We start from the raw sequence: 18,646 nt of genomic DNA, 5'->3' as shown, positions 1-18,646 counted from the left end.
ATTTGAATTTAACTTAATTTTTAGAACTAACCTATAATTAAATAGATAATGAAGTATACATTAGGGATTTGTTTTGCCATGTTTGCCAACTTAACCTGGGCGGCGGCATTCCAGCGAGTCCATATTGAAAAGAAGCAACTTACGCTTCAAGAGTGTCTGAATGAAATTAAAAAACAGACAGGGTATTCCATCGTGCATTTGGAGAATACCTTCGATAAAAAAAGTGTCGTATATGAAGACCTTAAGAATACATCTTTAGACGAAGCCTTGGCAAAATTATTTGCGGGCAAGGATGTCGCATACACGGTACGAGAAAAGACGATCGTGCTATCAAAAAAAGAGAAAATGCAACAACAACGTTCAATTGAACTTCTTGTGCAATCATCAAAGGGAGATCCTATTTCTGGGGCAACAATTGTTTCGACAGTTACAAAGAAAGCTATTGGTCAAACGAATAGTTATGGAACTTTCAAGGGAGATATTCCTACAGACGTTAAAACAGTTCTTGTTAAGCATATCTTATACCGGGATGAGGTCGTAACTATTGGCAACCAAACTAAGCTACAGATCAAACTAAAAGAAAAAGAAAATGAGATAGAGGAAACTGTAATTACAGGGATATATACAAGGAATAAAGATAGTTTTACAGGCTCATCTTCAACTTTTTCACAGAAGGAATTAAAGATGATAGGTAATACTAATGTATTGCAAGCATTGAAGACTTTAGATCCTTCCTTTGCAATTGCTGAGAATAATTTGGCGGGTTCAGATCCAAACGCATTACCAGATATCAATATACGAGGGAAAACAAGTGTAATAGGTCTTCAACAGGAATTCAATACAGATCCTAATCAACCACTGTTTATTTTAGATGGTTTTGAATCCAGTTTAGCAGCAATCTTTGACTTAAGTATGGACAGAATTGAATCGGTGACTTTACTTAAAGATGCAACAGCGACAGCTATTTACGGGGCTAAAGCTGCTAATGGAGTTGTCGTTGTGGAGACGGTAAAACCTAAGGCCGGTCAGCTGAGGTTGTCTTATAATAACAGTACAAACTTCACCTTTGCAGATTTGACCGATTATAATTTAATGAATGCCAGGGAGAAATTGCAGTTTGAAAAGCTATCTGGTTTTTATGGAAATTTGGATCAAAATGGAAATATTCTAAACGAAACCAAAGCGATTACTTATAATAACAGACTGGCTGAAGTTGCGAGGGGTGTAGATTCCTATTGGATGAATGAACCTTTACGTAAGACCATCTCAGACCGTCATAATTTGTTTGCTGAAGGAGGAGATGATCGTATGCGCTACGGTTTAGGTTTTAACTACGGTAATACGAGGGGGGTTATGAAGGGATCGAATAGAAATCTAATCTCCGGGAATGTGAGATTGACTTACCGGCTAAATAATTTCTCGTTTACAAACTATTTTACCGTAGATTATAATAAAGCGGAAAATAATGTAGTTCCGTTTTCAAGTTTTTCTGCAACTAATCCTTATTATAAAAAATATGATGAGTATGGAGAGATTTTACGGGTTTTAGAGGAAGCGACGGGAGGGAATAGTCAGATTTATAATCCGATGTATGACTACTATTTAAGAAGTTTCAACAATGCTACCAATTTAGATCTACGGAACAATTTTGAAACAGATTGGCGAGTATTAAGCGAATTACGTTTAAGAGGACGATTTTCTTTCGCTAAAACAAGTAACAATTCAAAACTTTTCAAATCCCCTTTAGCAAGTGAATTTGAAACAACTTCTTCTGAAAGAAAGGGAAGTTTTAATGAAACGCAGGGAAATGGGAATAGTTTCGATTTTGACTTTAGTGCTACTTATGGTAAATCCTTTGGTATATCTGGGCAGCATATTGTAAATGCAGTAATTGGTACTCGTGCTGTTAAGAATGAGATAGAGACTAATGGTTACACCGTATATGGATATAAAAGCGATGATTTATGGGCACCGAATTTTTCCAATGGTTATCTTAGCGGATCCAAACCGAGTTATTCTTTCGCTGACAAGCGATCTTTGAGTTACTATTTAAATGCAGGATATTCATTTAAAAACACTTACTTATTAGACGCTAACGTTAGGTATGATGGATCTTCAATTTTTGGTACTAATAATAAATTTACTAATACATGGTCGTTGGGGTTAGCATGGAATATACATAACGAGAAGTTGTTCGAGGGGATTCATGACAAAATTTCTATGTTAAAGCTTCGCGGATCAATTGGAAATCCTGGAAACCAGAATTTTGATGCATACATGGTATTGAATATGTATACTTATAATGTGTCTTATACTAACCCATTTGGATTAAGTGCATTGATCAGTAAATATGGTAACTCAAATCTGGAATGGCAAAAGACCCTGGATCGTAATTTAGGTCTTGATTTGGAAACTATGGGTAGAAAGTTACGTATTAATCTAGATTATTTCAACAAAATGACAGACCCCTTATTGATATATGTTCAAGTACCAACTTCTACTGGTACAGGGACTACTGCTTTGAATGTTGGTGGACAAAAAACATCTGGTTTTACTACTACATTCAATTATCGTATCCTCCAGCGCAATGAATTCATGTGGTCGGCGAACTTTAATACAAGGTATTTAAATTCTACCTATCACAACATTGGAACAACACTAGATCAATTAAATGATAATAATAAGCTCGTTTCTAAAAATTTAGAGCGTTATTATGATGGAGGAAGTACGACTGCTTTGTGGGCGGTTAAATCTCTTGGGATAGATCCAGGAACCGGGAGAGAAGTTTTTGAAAAGAAAGATGGTACGCAGACATTTGTACACGACTATAGTGACGAAAAGGAAATGGGCAACACAACCCCAACTGTCGAAGGTGTAGTTGGTTCTAGCTTATTTTACAAAGGGTTTAGCGCTTCCGCCAACTTCAGATATCGCGTAGGTGGACAGATTTTCTTAAACACACTATTTGATAAGGTCGAAAATATCACCTTGAGTAGATTACAGCAAAATCAGGATAAGAGGGCTTTGTATGACCGTTGGCAAAAGTCAGGAGATGTCACACAATTTAAATCAATATCATTAACTGAACCTACACAGATGTCGTCTCGGTTTGTTGCTGATGAAAATACATTTTCTTGTGAGTCGATATCGTTAGGTTACGAAACTAACGCGCCTTGGACAAAGAAAATAGGATTATCTTCTTTCAATACCCGCTTCTACATGAATGAGATTTTCAGGATTTCGACCGTGAAAAATGAACGTGGTATAGATTATCCTTTTGCAAGATCATTATCATTATCTATTGGGGCTCGATTCTAAATAATTACTAGTATGAAAATGAAAAATAAAATAGTTATAAGCATAATGGCTATCGTATTAACATTGACTGGATGTTCGAAATTTCTAGATGTTAAACCATTAGATAGTATTATGGAGGACGAACTGTTTTCATCCATTAAGGGATTTAATACAGCGATAAATGGAGTTTATTCAGAACTGAATACACCAGCTATTTACGGAGAGAATCTGTCCGTAGGATTATTGGATGTTATGGCTCAATATTATGACGTTTCGACAACAGCTGAACATCAGTTTAGGTATTTCAATACCTACAATTATGCGGACAGTGAGTTCAAGAAGAAAAATGAAGAAATCTGGCAAAAGATGTATAGCTTAATTGTCAACTTGAATGCAATCGTGCTAAATTCCGATAAACAGGAAACCATGTTAGGTAATACTTATTATCATTTATTTAAAGGCGAAGCATTAGCTATGCGTGCCTATTTGCATTTTGATTTGTTGCGATTGTATGGTTCCACTTACAGTGAAGATAAAGACAAAAAAGTAATACCTTATGTTATAGTTACCGATCGTGAAGTTCAACCACTTTTGAGTAACTCAGAGTTGTTAAATAAGGTTATTGAAGATCTACTGCAAGCAAAAGACCTATTAGCAAAAGTTGATCCTATACTTACTGAGGGTGTATTGAATCAGGAAGGAACACAAAATAATTACCTGAATTATAGACAATACCGCATGAATTATTTTGCAGTATGTGGTTTGCTCGCGCGCGTATATTTATGGGCTGGAGATACTGTAAATGCAAATAAATATGCGGTTGAAGTGATTAGTCAGGGACAAAAGGTGGATGCTGAAATCTTTAAGTTTGTGACATCAGATGCGGTCAAAAATAGACCTAATTACCCAGATCGTGTTTTTTCTGGAGAAGTTATGTTTGCCCTTTATAACTCTGATCGGGTAAATTTATATAATAGACTATTTAATTATTCATTGAATCCTGTCGCACAATTAACTTTTGTTGGGACACTTGATGATGGAAGATTTAAAGTACTATATCCCGAGGAAAATGACTATCGTCATGTAAGTCATTGGGCCAAGGGATATGCCAATAACAGGGATATTCTTTACTTTGCAAAATTTGCGCCGGTATCCGATAATAACGGTATATCAAATGCTTATAAATTCATGATGCCTTTGATGCGTATTTCTGAGATGTACCTAATTGCTGCTGAGACGGCAACATTATTAACAGAAGGTACCCAGTATTTCAATAAGGTAGGAGTTCATAGAGGTTCTCCCGAACAGACCTTTCAAACTAGGGAGGAGCTAAATGCGGCAATTCAAAATGAATACTTAAGGGAATTTATCGGCGAAGGGCAGACTTACTATTATTTTAAAAGATTAAATAAAGTAGCTATCCCTAGTCCAGTGCGTCCAGGGATAGATGTGGTTCAGATGGATAAGGTTAACTATATAATGCCACTCCCAGATAGTGAAATCAGTCAACGAAACTAATCATGAAAAATATAATAATTAAATTATTGGGATTAATAATTCCCGTTCTGTTTATTTCCTGCGAGAAAGACTTAATAACCTATGAAGGAACAGAGGGTATATACTTTGGCGTACAATGGGGACCAGAGCACGGCGATTCTACGGTTTGGGCTTACCAACACTATACATCTGTGGAGTTTATCAATATTTTAGGAGATGAACAAACCGTTAAACTTCGTGTGATGGCTACTGGCAGAGTAAAGGACTATGATAGAGAGTTTAGTATAAAGGTGAATAAAGATAGTACTGATGCAGTGGTTGATGTGGACTTTGATAAATTGGAATCTTCTTATATGATTCCAGCAGGTTCATTGTTTGTCGATATACCTGTCACTGTAAAACGTACAGAAGCTTTACAGTCGCAAACTAAAACTCTAGGTGTTAATTTGGTACCTAATGAACACTTTACTCTAGCAATTCCTACTTGGTATCCAGTTTCTCCTCATTGGGCAACTTCAGGTGATCGAATTTTTAATGCGACCTATCATCAAGTACTGATATCCGATTTTATAACAAGGCCAGCAATATGGTTTGGACAGGCAAATAATGGAGTTGAGGCGGGTTTGCTAGGTGTTTTTACAGAGAAGAAGTTTAGACTTATTTGCGCAATAAATAATTTGGTTTACAATGATTTTGCTAATGCTACAAGCATGCCGACTGCAAGAGTTAATGTTATCAATCAGGTCATGAAAACATATTTGCAAACAGAGTATGATGCGGGGCGGCCGGTTTTAGAAGCAGATGGCCGGTTAATGTGGGTAATGAATGTATCATGGACTTCTACAGTAGGTGTTCCATATAAACCTTAATGAATAATAAATATGAAAGAGAAATTATATACCATACATTTTTTTGTGATAGTCTTTTTGCTGGGGTCTTGTAGTAAGGACTTGGGCAATTATAGTTACCACGATATTAATGAAGTAAATATTGCTGGTCTTGAACAAAGCTATACCGCAGTATTTAAAAGTGATACGATTCGTATTTCTCCAACTCTTGTGTTTTCAGAAGACACGGATACACCAGATCGTTATACATATGAGTGGAAGTTGGTAAAAAGTACTCCCACTACCGATTTGGATTGGAAAGGTACGATTATTAGCACTGAGCGGGATTTAGATTATTTAGTTTCTGCCGTCCCGGGCTCCTACAGTATTTATTATAAGGTTAAGGATAAAGAGACTTCGGTTACTTGGACTACTAGAACTGTTTTGAATGTAACGACACAGACAGCCACAGGCTTTCTGTTGATTGGTGAAGATGAAGCTGGATATGCTGAAGCAGAGATGATTTCTTATGTTGTAGGAGATACTGTTATAATCAGAGAATTGTTGCATGACAATGGTGTTCCTCGATTTAAAGGTGCTACCAGTATCTTTCATACCGGTAATGGAAACTCTTCTGTAAATGCCCAAGCAAAGGTGTGGATTTCTGGGACAGATGCGGGGTATTATGTAGACAAAAACTCATTCCAAACCAACGCTCTGAGTGTTTTTAAAAACATGATGTATACAAGCTATAGCCTTGCAGATAAGATATTTCCAGTGGATTATGCGCCAAAAACAGCGACATATAGTGGTACAATTGTCGGAAGCCAAAGGGTAATGTTGACAAATACTGGTGATTTATTTACTGCAGGTATTATTTCTGGTGATATTTATAGTAATCCTATAAACCGCTTGACTACGGTGAGTGGGGCTCCACTATTGAAGTTGGCCCCATATATATTACATGGAGGATCAAGTGCTTTGTCAGGTTATATCGTTTTTGATAAAGATAATAATCGTTTCTTACGCACTACAGCTGCTAGTTCAGCCAACCTTACCGTGCTCGCTGATGGACCAAACGATGCATTTCCTTGGATTCAGCCCGCAGGTAGAACGATGTTATATGCAGAGAATACTAAAAATACGGACGGGGGGTCATCAAGTGGTAATTCATTTGCATTAATGAAAGATCAGAATAGCCTATTCTATATTTATAAATTTTATGCCTATGGAACACCAAGCAAGCGAAATGGTTATACGGTTAATAGGCAATTTAGCGACGAGCTTAATAAATCAAAACTTTTTGCATTCGCTAGTACACGTACTGCCATGTATTTTGCTATAGGTAGTAAATTATATGCTTATGATTATAACACAGGAAGTGAGCGTATTGTGATGATAAAGGATTATGGAGATGAAATCACTATGTTACATTCGGATATACAGGCGAGTACAACTAGTCTTGATCTCTACGTTGCCACCTATAACTCAACGAGTAAGGGACGACTGCACAAGATGATCTTACAAAACAACACGAATACGATCGAAATGAAAGAAGACGAAACAGTGGTTTGGACAGGACTGTCTAAAATCAAAAATATGAGTTGGAGAAATGCTAGCTAAGAAATAAAAGAAATGTTAAACAAACTAAAATTACTTATCGTACTATTCTGCTGTCCAATTATGCTATTGGGACAGCAACCAGTCGAGGTTCTTACTTCATATAAAGAAGGGCTGGCGGAAGCAAAGAAGAACAATAGGCTTTTGTTTATTGACTTTTATACGGATTGGTGTCTTCCGTGTAAAGTCATGGATAAGGAAGTGTTTACCGATCCTAAAGTGCAGGATATGATGCGTAAGCGCTTCGTCTTTGTTAAGATTAATGCAGAGAAGGGCGAGGGCGTACAATTGGCCAAATCAAACAAAGTAACGGGTTACCCAACTTTTGTTATGCAAGATGCTAGTGGTACAGAAGTACATCGTGTTGTAGGGTCATCTAGCGTAGCCTTATTTATTGAGTCTGTAGAAAAGGGTTTAGATAAAGACCGATCAGAGGAGCGTATTGTGGAGCGATATAAAAAAGGCGAGCGCAGCGCTCAGTTAGTCAATGACTATGCCTTTTCTATCATGAAGTCAGATAATGAAACCGAGGGGTTTGCTGTAATCGATGCTTATTATAAGTCATTGTCAGATGCGAAACGTGTACTTCCTGAAAACTGGTATATCTTTGAACGCTATACCCAAAAAGCTACCGATACACGTATTTCCGATTTACTCAAACGACAAGATGCTTATCGCAAGTCGGTGGGAGAGCAGACGGTAAACAGTTATCTAACACGTATGCTGCGTGTAGAAATCATGCCTTATGTTAATGGCAATCTTACTGCAGACGCGCAAAAAATAGCCCATGCTAAAACATTCGCACAGCAAGCTCAGATTAAAGATTTGCCAGAGGTAAGTCCTCTTCTGACTATTTTGGATGCTCGTCTTGCCTATGGTAGAACATTACCCGCTCTTCAAGTGTTAAAATCAACTTTTCCAAAGTTGAGAGAAGCAGATCGTTTCATCATCATGCTAGGATTCAAAGCCGATAAGACTATCGATTCCTTAGTAATCAACGATATTCAAGAAGAGCTAATGGTAAATTATATCCCTGCACAATCGGAATACAACCAAAAAATGCTAACCCGTATTTTAGGTGATATTCAAAAGGTAAAGATGAAAGACGGAGTAGACTTTAAAACTATACCGCTATTCCAAGCTTTACAACAGGCCGCTAATGATCGTAAGCTGGTATTTCTAGATGCTTATACCGATTGGTGTGGACCTTGTAAGGAAATGGATCGATCCGTTTTTCCTCTTCCTAAAGTTGGAAGCTATATCAATGACAAGTTTTTGGCACTCAAGGTCAATGCCGAAAAGGGAGAAGGTGTAGAAATACGCAAAAAATATGCTATCAATGCATATCCTACTTATCTTATTCTAGATTTGCAAGGGAAGGAATTACACCGTATCGTTGGCTTTATGAGTGGCGATGAGTTGATCCAGAAGTTAGAGAGCGGTCTAAAGTCTACGCCACTAGCGGACCTTATTAAGACCTATCAAGACAAGTCTGCTAGAACACCAGATCTGATAGATCAACTTGCTAAAGGGTATTTTGAAGCAGGTCAGCGTGGTAGAGGTGAGATGTTAGTTGATTCACTTTTTAAAACATTAAGCTCAACACAGCGTCTATCCAAAGAATACGCATTTGTTTATAAGTACGCCCAGTCGACTAAGTCAGAAAGAATGCAGTTTTTTATGACAAATCACGCTCAGTTTACCAAGAATTTAGGTTGGTATGATTTTCAGGAATTAGTAGATTCGGTATTTCCTAAGATTGTGATGAATTATCAGGCACAATTTAGGCAACCTCGGTTCTTGGATGAACAATTTCCATTGTTAGAGTCCTTTCAACTGAATGCTAGTTCCGAAACAAAAAATCTATTGCAATTGGTTCGTCTCTCGGAAAAGGAAGATATGGATGGTGTTCTTGAATTTTTGGATAAAAATTTAGTAAAGTTCAAAGGTAAAAATAGAGTATTTGCTAGCTATAGAGCTTTAAGTGTACCCAATAAGGGGACAGCTGAACAGAACAGATTGTTAAAGAAAATACTCGATAATATACTGTCTGTAGAGACCGATCAGATGAATATCGAAGCCTTTACCATGTTTAGGGATAGAATACCGGCAGACTCTCTACAAAAAGGTTAAATTAAAGGACTTTTCAAGTGATCAGAAATTGATCTTAAAACTCAAAAACAGTACTGTTTTTGAGTTTTTTTAATTCTTAGCCGTTCCTTTTGGCTCAACCAATTTCTGAGGTAGAAGCTTTTAGCAATTTTGAATGTTACTATTTTTATAGTTAACTTGCGGAGTCTAAATTAACGAGATGACTATTAAACCGCTTTCAGATTATGATAAAAAAGCTATCGGTATAAATCGGGATGAGTCCGTTTTTAAGACTTTTTTTATTTCAAATTTTCAACCGCTACGTATTTATGCGTATTCATTTCTCAAAGACAGCCATTTAGCTGAAGACGTAGCTTCCGAGATTATGTGGAAGATGTGGCACTTAGGGCCAGATTTGGTACACATTTCATCTGTTGAACACTATATGCTGCGGTCGGTAAAGAATAAATGCCTGAATATTGGGCGTGTACGGTCACTCACTTTTTCAACTCCGGAAGAGCTCGAAGATCAAGACACACGACTAGACAATAGTTCGCCAGAGCATATTTTCATACAATCCGAATCGTTGAGTCGTATTCATCATGCTATCGAGCAATTGCCCGAAAAGACAAAGCAGGCATTCCAATATGTCAAAGAGGAAAAGCGATCCTACAAAGAGACGGCCGAAAAGATGGATATTTCCGTAAAAACCGTGGATCGCCATATCCAGATCGCTATCAAAAAACTTTGGGAGACATTAAAATACAAAAAGTAAAAATAGTATTGGGGGTTTTCTGATTCGTTGGTGTCTATATCTATAGTAAACAACGATTATGTATGTCTTTATCTGAGCAGCAGTTATTAGAGCTTTTCGAAAAACTTCTAAAAGGTACCCTTTCTGAACAAGAGCGGGAGTGCTTGCACTATGCTGCAATACAAGACGACAATGTCGCTGAAATGCTTCGGTTTTTAGAAAAGCAAGCAGACTCATTACCAACAGATATTGAAGCTCAAATCGTTTATGAAAAAACGAGGCCTAACTCGTTGAATTTAATCGAATCACCTGTTCCTACGAAGTCTATTCGCAGGTATCTTAGGCCTCTATTTGCAGTAGCCGCTGTAATAGTAGCTTTCGCTTTTTGTTGGTTCACATTTTACAAAGGCAAACCGGTAGCTGTCAAGGAACAATGGCAAACTGTACGCACGCAGAAAGGCGAGCGCAAGTTTTTTAAACTTGTTGATGGTACAGAGATATGGCTAAATAATGAGAGTGAGTTAAAAGTAAAAAGTGGCTATGGCAGCAAACATAGAGACATTAGTTTAGTAGGTGAGGCATATTTTTCTGTCGCTAAAAACAAGAATCTGCCTTTACATGTACATACTGCAGAAGCTCTCATTGAAGTGTTAGGTACCGTGTTTAACGTTCGTTCCTATCCCGACGATCATCAGACTGAAACTTCGTTAATCGAGGGCAAGGTAAAATTAAATGTTACGGACAATACGAAGCAAGAATATATCTTAACACCCGGAGATCGGGTTGTTGTTTCGAAAAGAGGAACTCATGAACTTCATAAGAATTCGCAGCACGCGGTAGAAGCGGTAGATCTGCAGGTCGTTTACAAGAAGATCAACCCTTTAACCAACGAAGGTTTAGAGCTAAAATGGATTGAAAATAAGCTGGTGTTAAATGCCGACCCACTACCTTCGGTAGTGGAGAAATTAAGCCGATGGTACAATCGGGTAATTATATTAAAGAGCGATAAACAGCAAAATAAAGAGTTTAGTGGTGTTTTTCAGGAGCCTGAGTGCGAAGATGTGTTAAAGTTTTTGAATCAGACCGGTGGACAGATTAAATATACTGTAGAAAGAGACACTATTTTTATTGATTAAAATAATGCCAAAATGATAAGAAAATATCCGTAAAAAAAGGGCACAATTTTCAGAGAAATTGTACCCAATGTAGTTAACCACGAGCATCGAGCCCTAGGAAAGTAAGATGCTCAATTGATTAAAATTTATTCTAAAATTATGAAAAAAAAACCACACATCGGTACTCATGTGCCGATAACGTGTTATCTTAAATGGATCTTGATGGTCAAATTTATTCTCCTATTCTTTACCACTTTCGCAGCGAGCCATGTCACTTTGGACGTTAAAGCGCAGGGTACGGTATCACTTCGTTTCAAAGATATCAATCTAAAGAACCTGCTACTATCTATAGAAGAGCAGACTGATGTGTCATTTATTTACCATGACAATCTTTTAAAAGATATTCGTGTTAAAGATATCAATGTACACCAAGTCAATTGGAAGGACTTATTGATTCCTATTCTTGAAGAGCAATCCTTTAAACTCACTACATTAAGCGGCAACCGCATTCTTATTGCTTATAAAGATCAACAAGCTAAGATTGCTTCAGGTGTCGTTGTCGATAAGTATGGGAAAGTATTGTCATCGGTTTCTGTAAAAATAAAAGGTTCAGGCCGAGCTACAAGAACAAATAATGAAGGTCAGTTTTCTATCGAAGTAGATAAGGCTGATGCCATATTGCAGTTTAGTTATTTGGGCTACTTAGGAAAAGAGGTCGCTTACCAAAAAGATCCACTAAAGGTTGTTTTAGAAGAAGATTTAGCACAATTAGAAGAAGTTGTAGTCGTCGGCTATGGTACCCAAAAGCGTGTCAATTTAACGGGCTCAGTGGCTACGATCTCTGGCGAAGATCTAGAAAATCGTCCAGTTGTCAATGTTACGCAAAGTCTTCAAGGCGTGATGCCTGGTTTAAACGTAAGTGTTAATGGTAACACCAAGCCCGGGCAATCTTTTAAATTAAATGTACGTGGTACGGGCAATTTAAGTGGTTCAGATCAACCTTATGTGCTTGTCGATGGAATGGAGATGTCGTTATCTGATGTAAATCCGAGCGATATAGAGAATATTTCTGTCTTGAAAGACGCATCTGCCGCAGCCATTTATGGGTCTAGAGCGGCCTACGGTGTTATTTTGGTAACTACCAAAAAAGGTAAATCGGGTCGTAAGCAGGTTCACATCAGTAGCAATACCGGTTTTACTTCCCCGGTTAACTTGCTCGATATGGCCAATTCGGTTGATTTTGCAAATTACTTTAATGCTGGTACGTTCAATGCCTTAGGAACGAAGCAATATTCCGAAGAAAAAATAGCTTTATTGCAGCAGTATATCAACGATCCGACATCGGTATCCATCTTTCCAGAAGTTAATACCAATAATTACGGAAGTTGGGAAAATAGTTCCAATGGGGTGGCCAATACAGACTGGTTTAATTTTCATTACAAGCCTTATGCTGTCCGTCAGAATTATAATATGAATATGAGTGGCGGAAACGATGGTACCCAGTTTTTTGTATCTGGTGGTTATTATAATGAAGGCGGATCGTTACGCTATGCAGATATCGACTACAACCGTTATAATTTCAACGTATCCGTCAATTCTGAGCTAACCAATTTTGTTAAATTAAAAACAAATGTAAAGTATACGCAGGGTAACAATCTATCTCCACTAGCAGGTTTTGAAGGTATGTTTTTTCACAATCTGGCACGTATGCGTCCCAATGTTTCCCCTTACGACTTTTATGGAAATTTTACCGAGCAATCTATTGTTCCTTATTTGCAATCAGGCGCCGAAGATAAGACGAGTAATGGTACCTTAGCTATACTTGGTGGTCTGGAATTTACCCCACTTAAAAATTGGAAGATTTTTACGGACCTGAATCTTCGTAAGTTCAATTATGAAAATTCGGTATTGAAAATACCAGGTACGATTTATGGAATTGATAATACGCCTATACTGGTAAATCGTTCAGAATACAATATCCCTCTTTCGGGTAGTTTTGCTCGTACTATGCAAGAAGAGACCTATATCTCTCCCAACATATATACGAATTATAAGGTAGACCTTGAAAAGCATCAGATTGACTTTACTGCAGGTTTTCAACAGGAGTATAACCAATTAAAGGAGCTTAGCGCATCGGCTACCGAACTTATTTCTTTTGATAGACCAGGTACTGATCTTGCTACAGGTACTAAATCATCCAAAGAAGTGCGAAACCATTGGGCCACCAGAGGCTTTTTTGCCCGTGCAAATTACAACTATGCAAACACCTTTTTGTTGGAAGTAAACGGACGTTATGATGGCTCATCGCGCTTTGCCGAAGATCAGCGTTGGGGCTTTTTTCCGTCTGTGTCTGCTGCGGTAAATATGAGCGAGTTGCAATTTTTCAAAGACAAAATAAGCTGGATCAATCAATTCAAAATACGTAGTTCTTATGGCAATTTAGGGAATCAAGCAGGGGCAGGTAGATACGCTTACCTAGAATCACTGAACATTGTTGTGCCTAATTTAGGTGCAGGTGGAAAATATTATTTTGGCGATAAAAGAGAGAGTTATATCCAATCTCCATCCGCATTCAATCCGTTGATTACGTGGGAAAAGGTGCAAAGTTTTAATATTGGTACAGACTTTACCGTATTAGATAACAGGTTGTCAGGTACAGTAGAATGGTATCAGCGTAATACGCGCGATATGTTGGGGCCATCTAGGGATGTGGCCGATATGTTCGGAGCTACGCCACCGCAAACAAACAATGCCGATCTGAGAACTAGAGGCTGGGAGCTCTCGTTAAAATGGCGTGATAAAATTTCAGACGACTTGAGCTATGATATCGGTATTATGCTGACAGACTACAAGTCTATTGTTACCAAGTATCAAAACCCGACTAAGTTTAATCCTTCTGGAGCTTGGTATGAAGGCAAAGAAGTGGGAGAGATCTGGGGGTATACTGCAAATAGTCTTATTCGTTCTGCCGAAGAGGCGACAGAATACAATAAGTTAGATCGATCTTACCTATCGGCACGAGATTGGGTAGCTGGAGATGTCAAATATGAAGATATCAATAACGATGGGCAAATAAATATAGGTGCAAACCGTGTTGGAGATATGGGCGATTATAGTATTATTGGCAATAGTAGCGCAAGATACAATTTCAATCTCTCCGGAGGGTTGAATTATAAAGGATGGGGTATGAATATGTTGTGGCAAGGCGTTGGTAAACAGCAGTTCTTGCCTGGAGCATTAGACGCCTACTTCTGGGGCTCCGGTTCTTTGGCACAGGTCAATGTCTTTAAAGAGCATTTGGACTATTATAGCGAGACTAATCCTGATGCTTACTATCCTAACCCCTATATTTCACCAGTTGGAGCCATCAATTCCTATGCGAATAAGACACAGTCCCCTTCCAGCAGGTACATACAGAATGCATCCTATATTAGGCTCAAAAATTTAACGGTCAATTATACCTTTGCCAATACATGGACCAATAAATTTAAGGTTAACCGATTGACCGTATTTGGTAGCGGAGAAAATTTACTCACCTTCACTAAACTTATGGGCATGTTTGATCCAGAAACAACAGTTGGCGGACCGGGCACAGGAAAATTATATCCTTTGAGTAAAGTCTATTCTTTCGGATTGAACCTTACCTTTTAAATCTTGGAACAATGAAAATTATTAAATATTTATATCTACTATTCACATTGCTGGTTTTTGCAAGCTGCAATGATGATTTTCTAAATCGTATGCCTCAAGATCAGCTTTCGACTACAGGAAGTTTAGCCACCGTCAATGAGTTACGATTGTATATGAATCAGTTTTATGAACAGTTGCCTGGCCATCCTAGCACTACAGGAGGGGTAGGTGTTGCATTTGATGACGCTCGCACCGACAATATGATTTTTACTGCGGTCAATACCCGGTTAAATGGACAGCTCACGCGTTCAAATGCAGTCGCCTTGACGGAATATAATCAAATTAGAGGAATAAACTTCTTTTTGACCAAGGCTCCATTAGCCAAAGGAAGTATTGCTGATGTCAATCAATACCTGGGCGAGGCTTATTTTTTCAGAGCTTGGTTTTATTTCAGTTTAGTCAATAAATATGGCGATGTGAGCTGGGTCAACTCGATTTTGAGTGCTGATGATGAGTCTACACTTTTAGCGCGCGACAGTCGCCTCGTGATTGTGGATTCCATATTAAAAGACTTAGAATATGCCAGCGAACTGTTATCTGTACAGTCTAACAGCAATACCATGCGTATTCATAAAGATGTAGCTTTGGCCATGATATCCAGGGTTGGATTGTATGAAGGTACATGGCAGAAGTACCATAAAGCCAAAGCCACGGGTTTTGCTAGTAAAGATGTAACCGATGAAAAGATTCAATCGTATTTGAGAGCCGCTCGTGACGCGTCCAAGAAAATAATGGACGCTGGGCGTTGGAGGGTCTATAGTACAAACAAGCCAAACGAAGACTATAAGAATATGTTTATCAGCACGGATTTGCGCAGCAATAATGAGGTGCTCTTGTGGCGTAAATACAATCCTGCCGAAAATATAGGTCATGGTACGTCCAAGTATTTATCTACTGGAGGTGGAGATATAGGGTTGACATTGAGTTTGGTCGATGATTATCTAACTACTGCCGGGCAGCCATTTGTTGGGGCTCCTCGCGAGACTGCACAGGCCACATATGGTGCCGAGTTGCAACCCTCATTACGAGATCCCCGCTTATTTCAGACAGTTGGTGTCCCTGGACAACCGATACGTCCAGGCGGTGTAGTAGCAGCATATCCTCCTATCAATCAAAGTGGGTTCAACAGAAGTACAACAGGCTACCCTATGTATAAATATATAGAGTATAACAATCAAGCTGCTACCGCCGATGATGGCATGAGTGCAGCGCCTGTAGTGTTGTTTAGATATGCAGAGGTATTATTAAATTATGCAGAAGCTAGCATCGAGCTTGGCGACGACCCAACGCTAGCTGCCAATGCATTGCGTCCTTTGCGTCAACGCGTAGGTATGCCAGATGTCAATTTTGATAGAGAATATAATACATCTAGTGATTATCCATTTCGTACATTATCTAAAGAGCTTCAGGCTATCAGACGCGAGCGCAGGGTAGAATTAGTGGCTGAGGGTACCCGATTGGCAGATATTATGCGTTGGGCAGCTGCCGATGTACTTATTGTAGGCAAGCGACCTTTAGGTGCACTATTTCAAGGAAGTAATTTAGCTGCGCAGAACACGTCCACTGGTTTTTATAAAGATGCATTGCTGTACTTCGATACGGCTCCGGCAGGTAAATCCATCAACTTTTATTTAACCGGTGCAGCAGGTGCTTCAACAAGATATATCGATCCGTACAAACAGGTTATGCCAAATGGATACGGCTTCAAGCTAAACCGGGACTATTTATTGCCTATACAAGACCGTATGATCGAATTAACAAATGGAAAATGGATCCAAAACCCTAACTGGTAAATACTATGAATTCAAAATATATAAGCAGATTTAATATAGGTCTTAGTATCTTAGTATGCTTTATGGCCTTTTTAACATTGTCTTCCTGCGAAAAAGATCAGCATGTCAAGCCTGTGGCTGGCCCATTTGCAGTAACGAGTACTATTCCTGCTACAGTGCCTAGTGCTGGAGCAACCTATACATTAACGATTGATGGCAGCACCAATGGTTGGTGGATCGATGTAGCAAACAATGTAAGCTGGGTCACTATCGCCCGTAAATATGGATCATCCAAAGCTACACAAGATGTGAAGATTGGTGCTAATTCCAGTAATGCAGATCGGGTTGTGGCCATCACTGTCCATTCAACAGGTGGGCAAAAGGAAATTATTGAAATCAAACAGTCAAAATAATATGAGAAGAAGAATAAGCACATTATTATTATTTACTGTCATTGGCCTAGGAGCCTTTGCTCAGCAAAAGAAACCCAATGTGTTGATTATTATATCCGATGATCATTCCTATCAGACGATTGGAGCATACGGTTCAAAAGTAGCACGTACGCCCAATATCGATCGTATTGCCAAAGATGGAGCGACATTTGAACACGCCTACGTTAACAACTCCATATGTGGCCCAGCTAGGGCAACGTTATTATCAGGAAAGTACAGCCATAAAAATGGCTTTAAAGATAATGAGACCTCAACTTTTGATTTCTCGCAGTCTTTGTTTGTCAAAGATTTACAAAATGTCGGATATAGCACCGCATGGATTGGTAAGATCCATCTAGGCGAAGAACTTCAAGGGTTCAATTATTACGACATCCTTCCTGGACAGGGTTCTTATTTTAATCCCGATTTCATATCTCAAAAAGGCAGAGAGCGTGTCGAGGGATATGTTTCCGATATTGTCACGGACAAAGCTCTAAGCTGGCTCGACACGTTGCAAAAAGACAATCCATTTTGCCTTGTCATAGGCCATAAAGCGACACATCGTACCTGGATGCCCGACCCAAAAGATTTTGGAACCTATGATAGAGATAGTATAGCTATTCCTTCCAGCTTTTATGATGATTATCAAGGCCGTGAGGCCGCTCAGCGTCAGGAGATGTCTATTGCAAAGGATATGCGTATGGGCTACGATTTAAAGATGTTTGATTCATGGGAGAAAATGATGAAAGACGGAAATTTTAGCCGTATGAACGAGCATCAGAAACGTCAATATGCCGCTTACTATAAACCTATATTTGAGCAATTAAATACGCTGCCTAAGGATGAGAAAGCATTGGCCGAATGGAAGTACAGGCGGTATATGATCGATTATATGAACACGGCGCAGTCCATGGATCGTAATATCGGTCGTGTATTGGATTATTTGAAAGAGCATAATCTGGAAGAGAATACCTTGGTTATTTATCTTTCCGATCAAGGGTTTTATATGGGCGAGCATGGCTGGTTTGACAAGCGCTTCATGTACGAAGAATCCTTCCGTACGCCTATGGTAATGCGGTACCCTAAGTTGATCCCAGCTTCGGTACACATCGACGCCAATGTTGTCAATGCCGATATTGCACCTACTATTTTAGAGTTAGCAGGTGTAGCAGCTCCTAAAGATATGCAGGGAAAATCATTTGCTAAGGTTTTAGCGTCTCCATCCAAAGCGCATCGTAAAGATGTGTATTACCATTATTTCGAAAATGGAGAGCACGCAGTATCCCCGCATTTTGGCGTTAAATCAGGACAATATAAACTTATCCGTTTTTACAAGCGAGTAGAGTCGTGGGAGTTATTTGATCTTAATAGCGACCCGCAGGAGCTTCATAATGTAGTGGCATCGCCCAAGTATGCAAAAGTGCTGAAGCAAATGAAGAAAAAATTGGCACAGCAAATAAAGGCATTTGATGACCAAGATGCTGCAACCATCTTTAAACAAAAAATATAATAGATAAGCTTCTGAAGTGATGAACTTCAGAAGCTTTTTTAA

11 protein-coding genes are annotated in these 18,646 nt (G+C 38.7%); all 11 read left to right on the top strand.

The window, feature by feature from the left end; translation table 11 throughout:
• Positions 1-48: 48 nt before the first annotated feature.
• Positions 49-3,318 carry a SusC/RagA family TonB-linked outer membrane protein gene (locus B5X76_RS09460; RefSeq protein ID WP_079642868.1) on the top strand — a complete coding sequence of 1,090 codons (3,270 nt, stop codon included), beginning with the start codon at positions 49-51 and terminating at the stop codon, positions 3,316-3,318.
• An 18-nt stretch (positions 3,319-3,336) separates the two neighbouring features.
• Entirely contained in the window at positions 3,337-4,815 is a 1,479-nt protein-coding gene (locus tag B5X76_RS09455; RefSeq protein ID WP_176141033.1) for a RagB/SusD family nutrient uptake outer membrane protein, read from the top strand.
• A 26-nt stretch (positions 4,816-4,841) separates the two neighbouring features.
• Positions 4,842-5,663, top strand: coding sequence for a DUF4843 domain-containing protein (locus B5X76_RS09450; RefSeq protein ID WP_176141032.1), 822 nt, complete (start codon positions 4,842-4,844; stop codon positions 5,661-5,663).
• A gap of 12 nt (positions 5,664-5,675) precedes the next feature.
• Positions 5,676-7,244: a PKD-like family lipoprotein gene (locus B5X76_RS09445; protein WP_079642865.1), complete on the top strand. Its 1,569-nt coding sequence runs from the start codon at positions 5,676-5,678 to the stop codon at positions 7,242-7,244.
• A gap of 12 nt (positions 7,245-7,256) precedes the next feature.
• Entirely contained in the window at positions 7,257-9,374 is a 2,118-nt protein-coding gene (locus B5X76_RS09440) for a thioredoxin family protein (protein ID WP_079642864.1), read from the top strand.
• Positions 9,375-9,552: 178 nt separating this feature from the next.
• Positions 9,553-10,107, top strand: coding sequence for an RNA polymerase sigma factor (locus B5X76_RS09435; RefSeq protein WP_079642863.1), 555 nt, complete (start codon positions 9,553-9,555; stop codon positions 10,105-10,107).
• Between the two features lie 62 nt (positions 10,108-10,169).
• Entirely contained in the window at positions 10,170-11,222 is a 1,053-nt protein-coding gene (locus B5X76_RS09430) for a FecR family protein (protein WP_079642862.1), read from the top strand.
• Positions 11,223-11,360: 138 nt separating this feature from the next.
• The gene (locus B5X76_RS09425) at positions 11,361-14,852 is read left to right on the top strand and encodes a SusC/RagA family TonB-linked outer membrane protein (RefSeq protein ID WP_079642861.1); all 3,492 of its coding nucleotides are present in this window, start codon (positions 11,361-11,363) and stop codon (positions 14,850-14,852) included.
• A gap of 11 nt (positions 14,853-14,863) precedes the next feature.
• Positions 14,864-16,684, top strand: a complete 1,821-nt coding sequence (locus B5X76_RS09420; protein WP_079642860.1) for a RagB/SusD family nutrient uptake outer membrane protein — start codon at positions 14,864-14,866, stop codon at positions 16,682-16,684.
• Between the two features lie 5 nt (positions 16,685-16,689).
• A complete protein-coding gene (locus B5X76_RS09415) occupies positions 16,690-17,076 on the top strand; it encodes a BACON domain-containing protein (RefSeq protein ID WP_139375263.1) in 387 nt (128 codons plus the stop codon).
• Between the two features lies 1 nt (position 17,077).
• Positions 17,078-18,604 carry a sulfatase family protein gene (locus tag B5X76_RS09410; protein ID WP_079642858.1) on the top strand — a complete coding sequence of 509 codons (1,527 nt, stop codon included), beginning with the start codon at positions 17,078-17,080 and terminating at the stop codon, positions 18,602-18,604.
• Positions 18,605-18,646: the final 42 nt, after the last annotated feature.

Source organism: Sphingobacterium nematocida, from assembly GCF_900168125.1.
In the GTDB taxonomy this organism is placed as follows: Bacteria; Bacteroidota; Bacteroidia; order Sphingobacteriales; family Sphingobacteriaceae; genus Sphingobacterium; species Sphingobacterium nematocida.
This window is presented reverse-complemented; position numbering and strand designations above follow the sequence as displayed.

Bases quoted from the DNA above. Each gene is read 5' to 3' on its own strand.
- B5X76_RS09460 (WP_079642868.1), top strand. From the start codon at position 49: ATGAAGTATACATTAGGGATTTGTTTTGCCATGTTTGCCAACTTAACC.
- B5X76_RS09455 (WP_176141033.1), top strand. From the start codon at position 3,337: ATGAAAAATAAAATAGTTATAAGCATAATGGCTATCGTATTAACATTG.
- B5X76_RS09445 (WP_079642865.1), top strand. From the start codon at position 5,676: ATGAAAGAGAAATTATATACCATACATTTTTTTGTGATAGTCTTTTTG.
- B5X76_RS09440 (WP_079642864.1), top strand. From the start codon at position 7,257: ATGTTAAACAAACTAAAATTACTTATCGTACTATTCTGCTGTCCAATT.
- B5X76_RS09435 (WP_079642863.1), top strand. From the start codon at position 9,553: ATGACTATTAAACCGCTTTCAGATTATGATAAAAAAGCTATCGGTATA.
- B5X76_RS09430 (WP_079642862.1), top strand. From the start codon at position 10,170: ATGTCTTTATCTGAGCAGCAGTTATTAGAGCTTTTCGAAAAACTTCTA.
- B5X76_RS09425 (WP_079642861.1), top strand. From the start codon at position 11,361: ATGAAAAAAAAACCACACATCGGTACTCATGTGCCGATAACGTGTTAT.
- B5X76_RS09420 (WP_079642860.1), top strand. From the start codon at position 14,864: ATGAAAATTATTAAATATTTATATCTACTATTCACATTGCTGGTTTTT.
- B5X76_RS09415 (WP_139375263.1), top strand. From the start codon at position 16,690: ATGAATTCAAAATATATAAGCAGATTTAATATAGGTCTTAGTATCTTA.
- B5X76_RS09410 (WP_079642858.1), top strand. From the start codon at position 17,078: ATGAGAAGAAGAATAAGCACATTATTATTATTTACTGTCATTGGCCTA.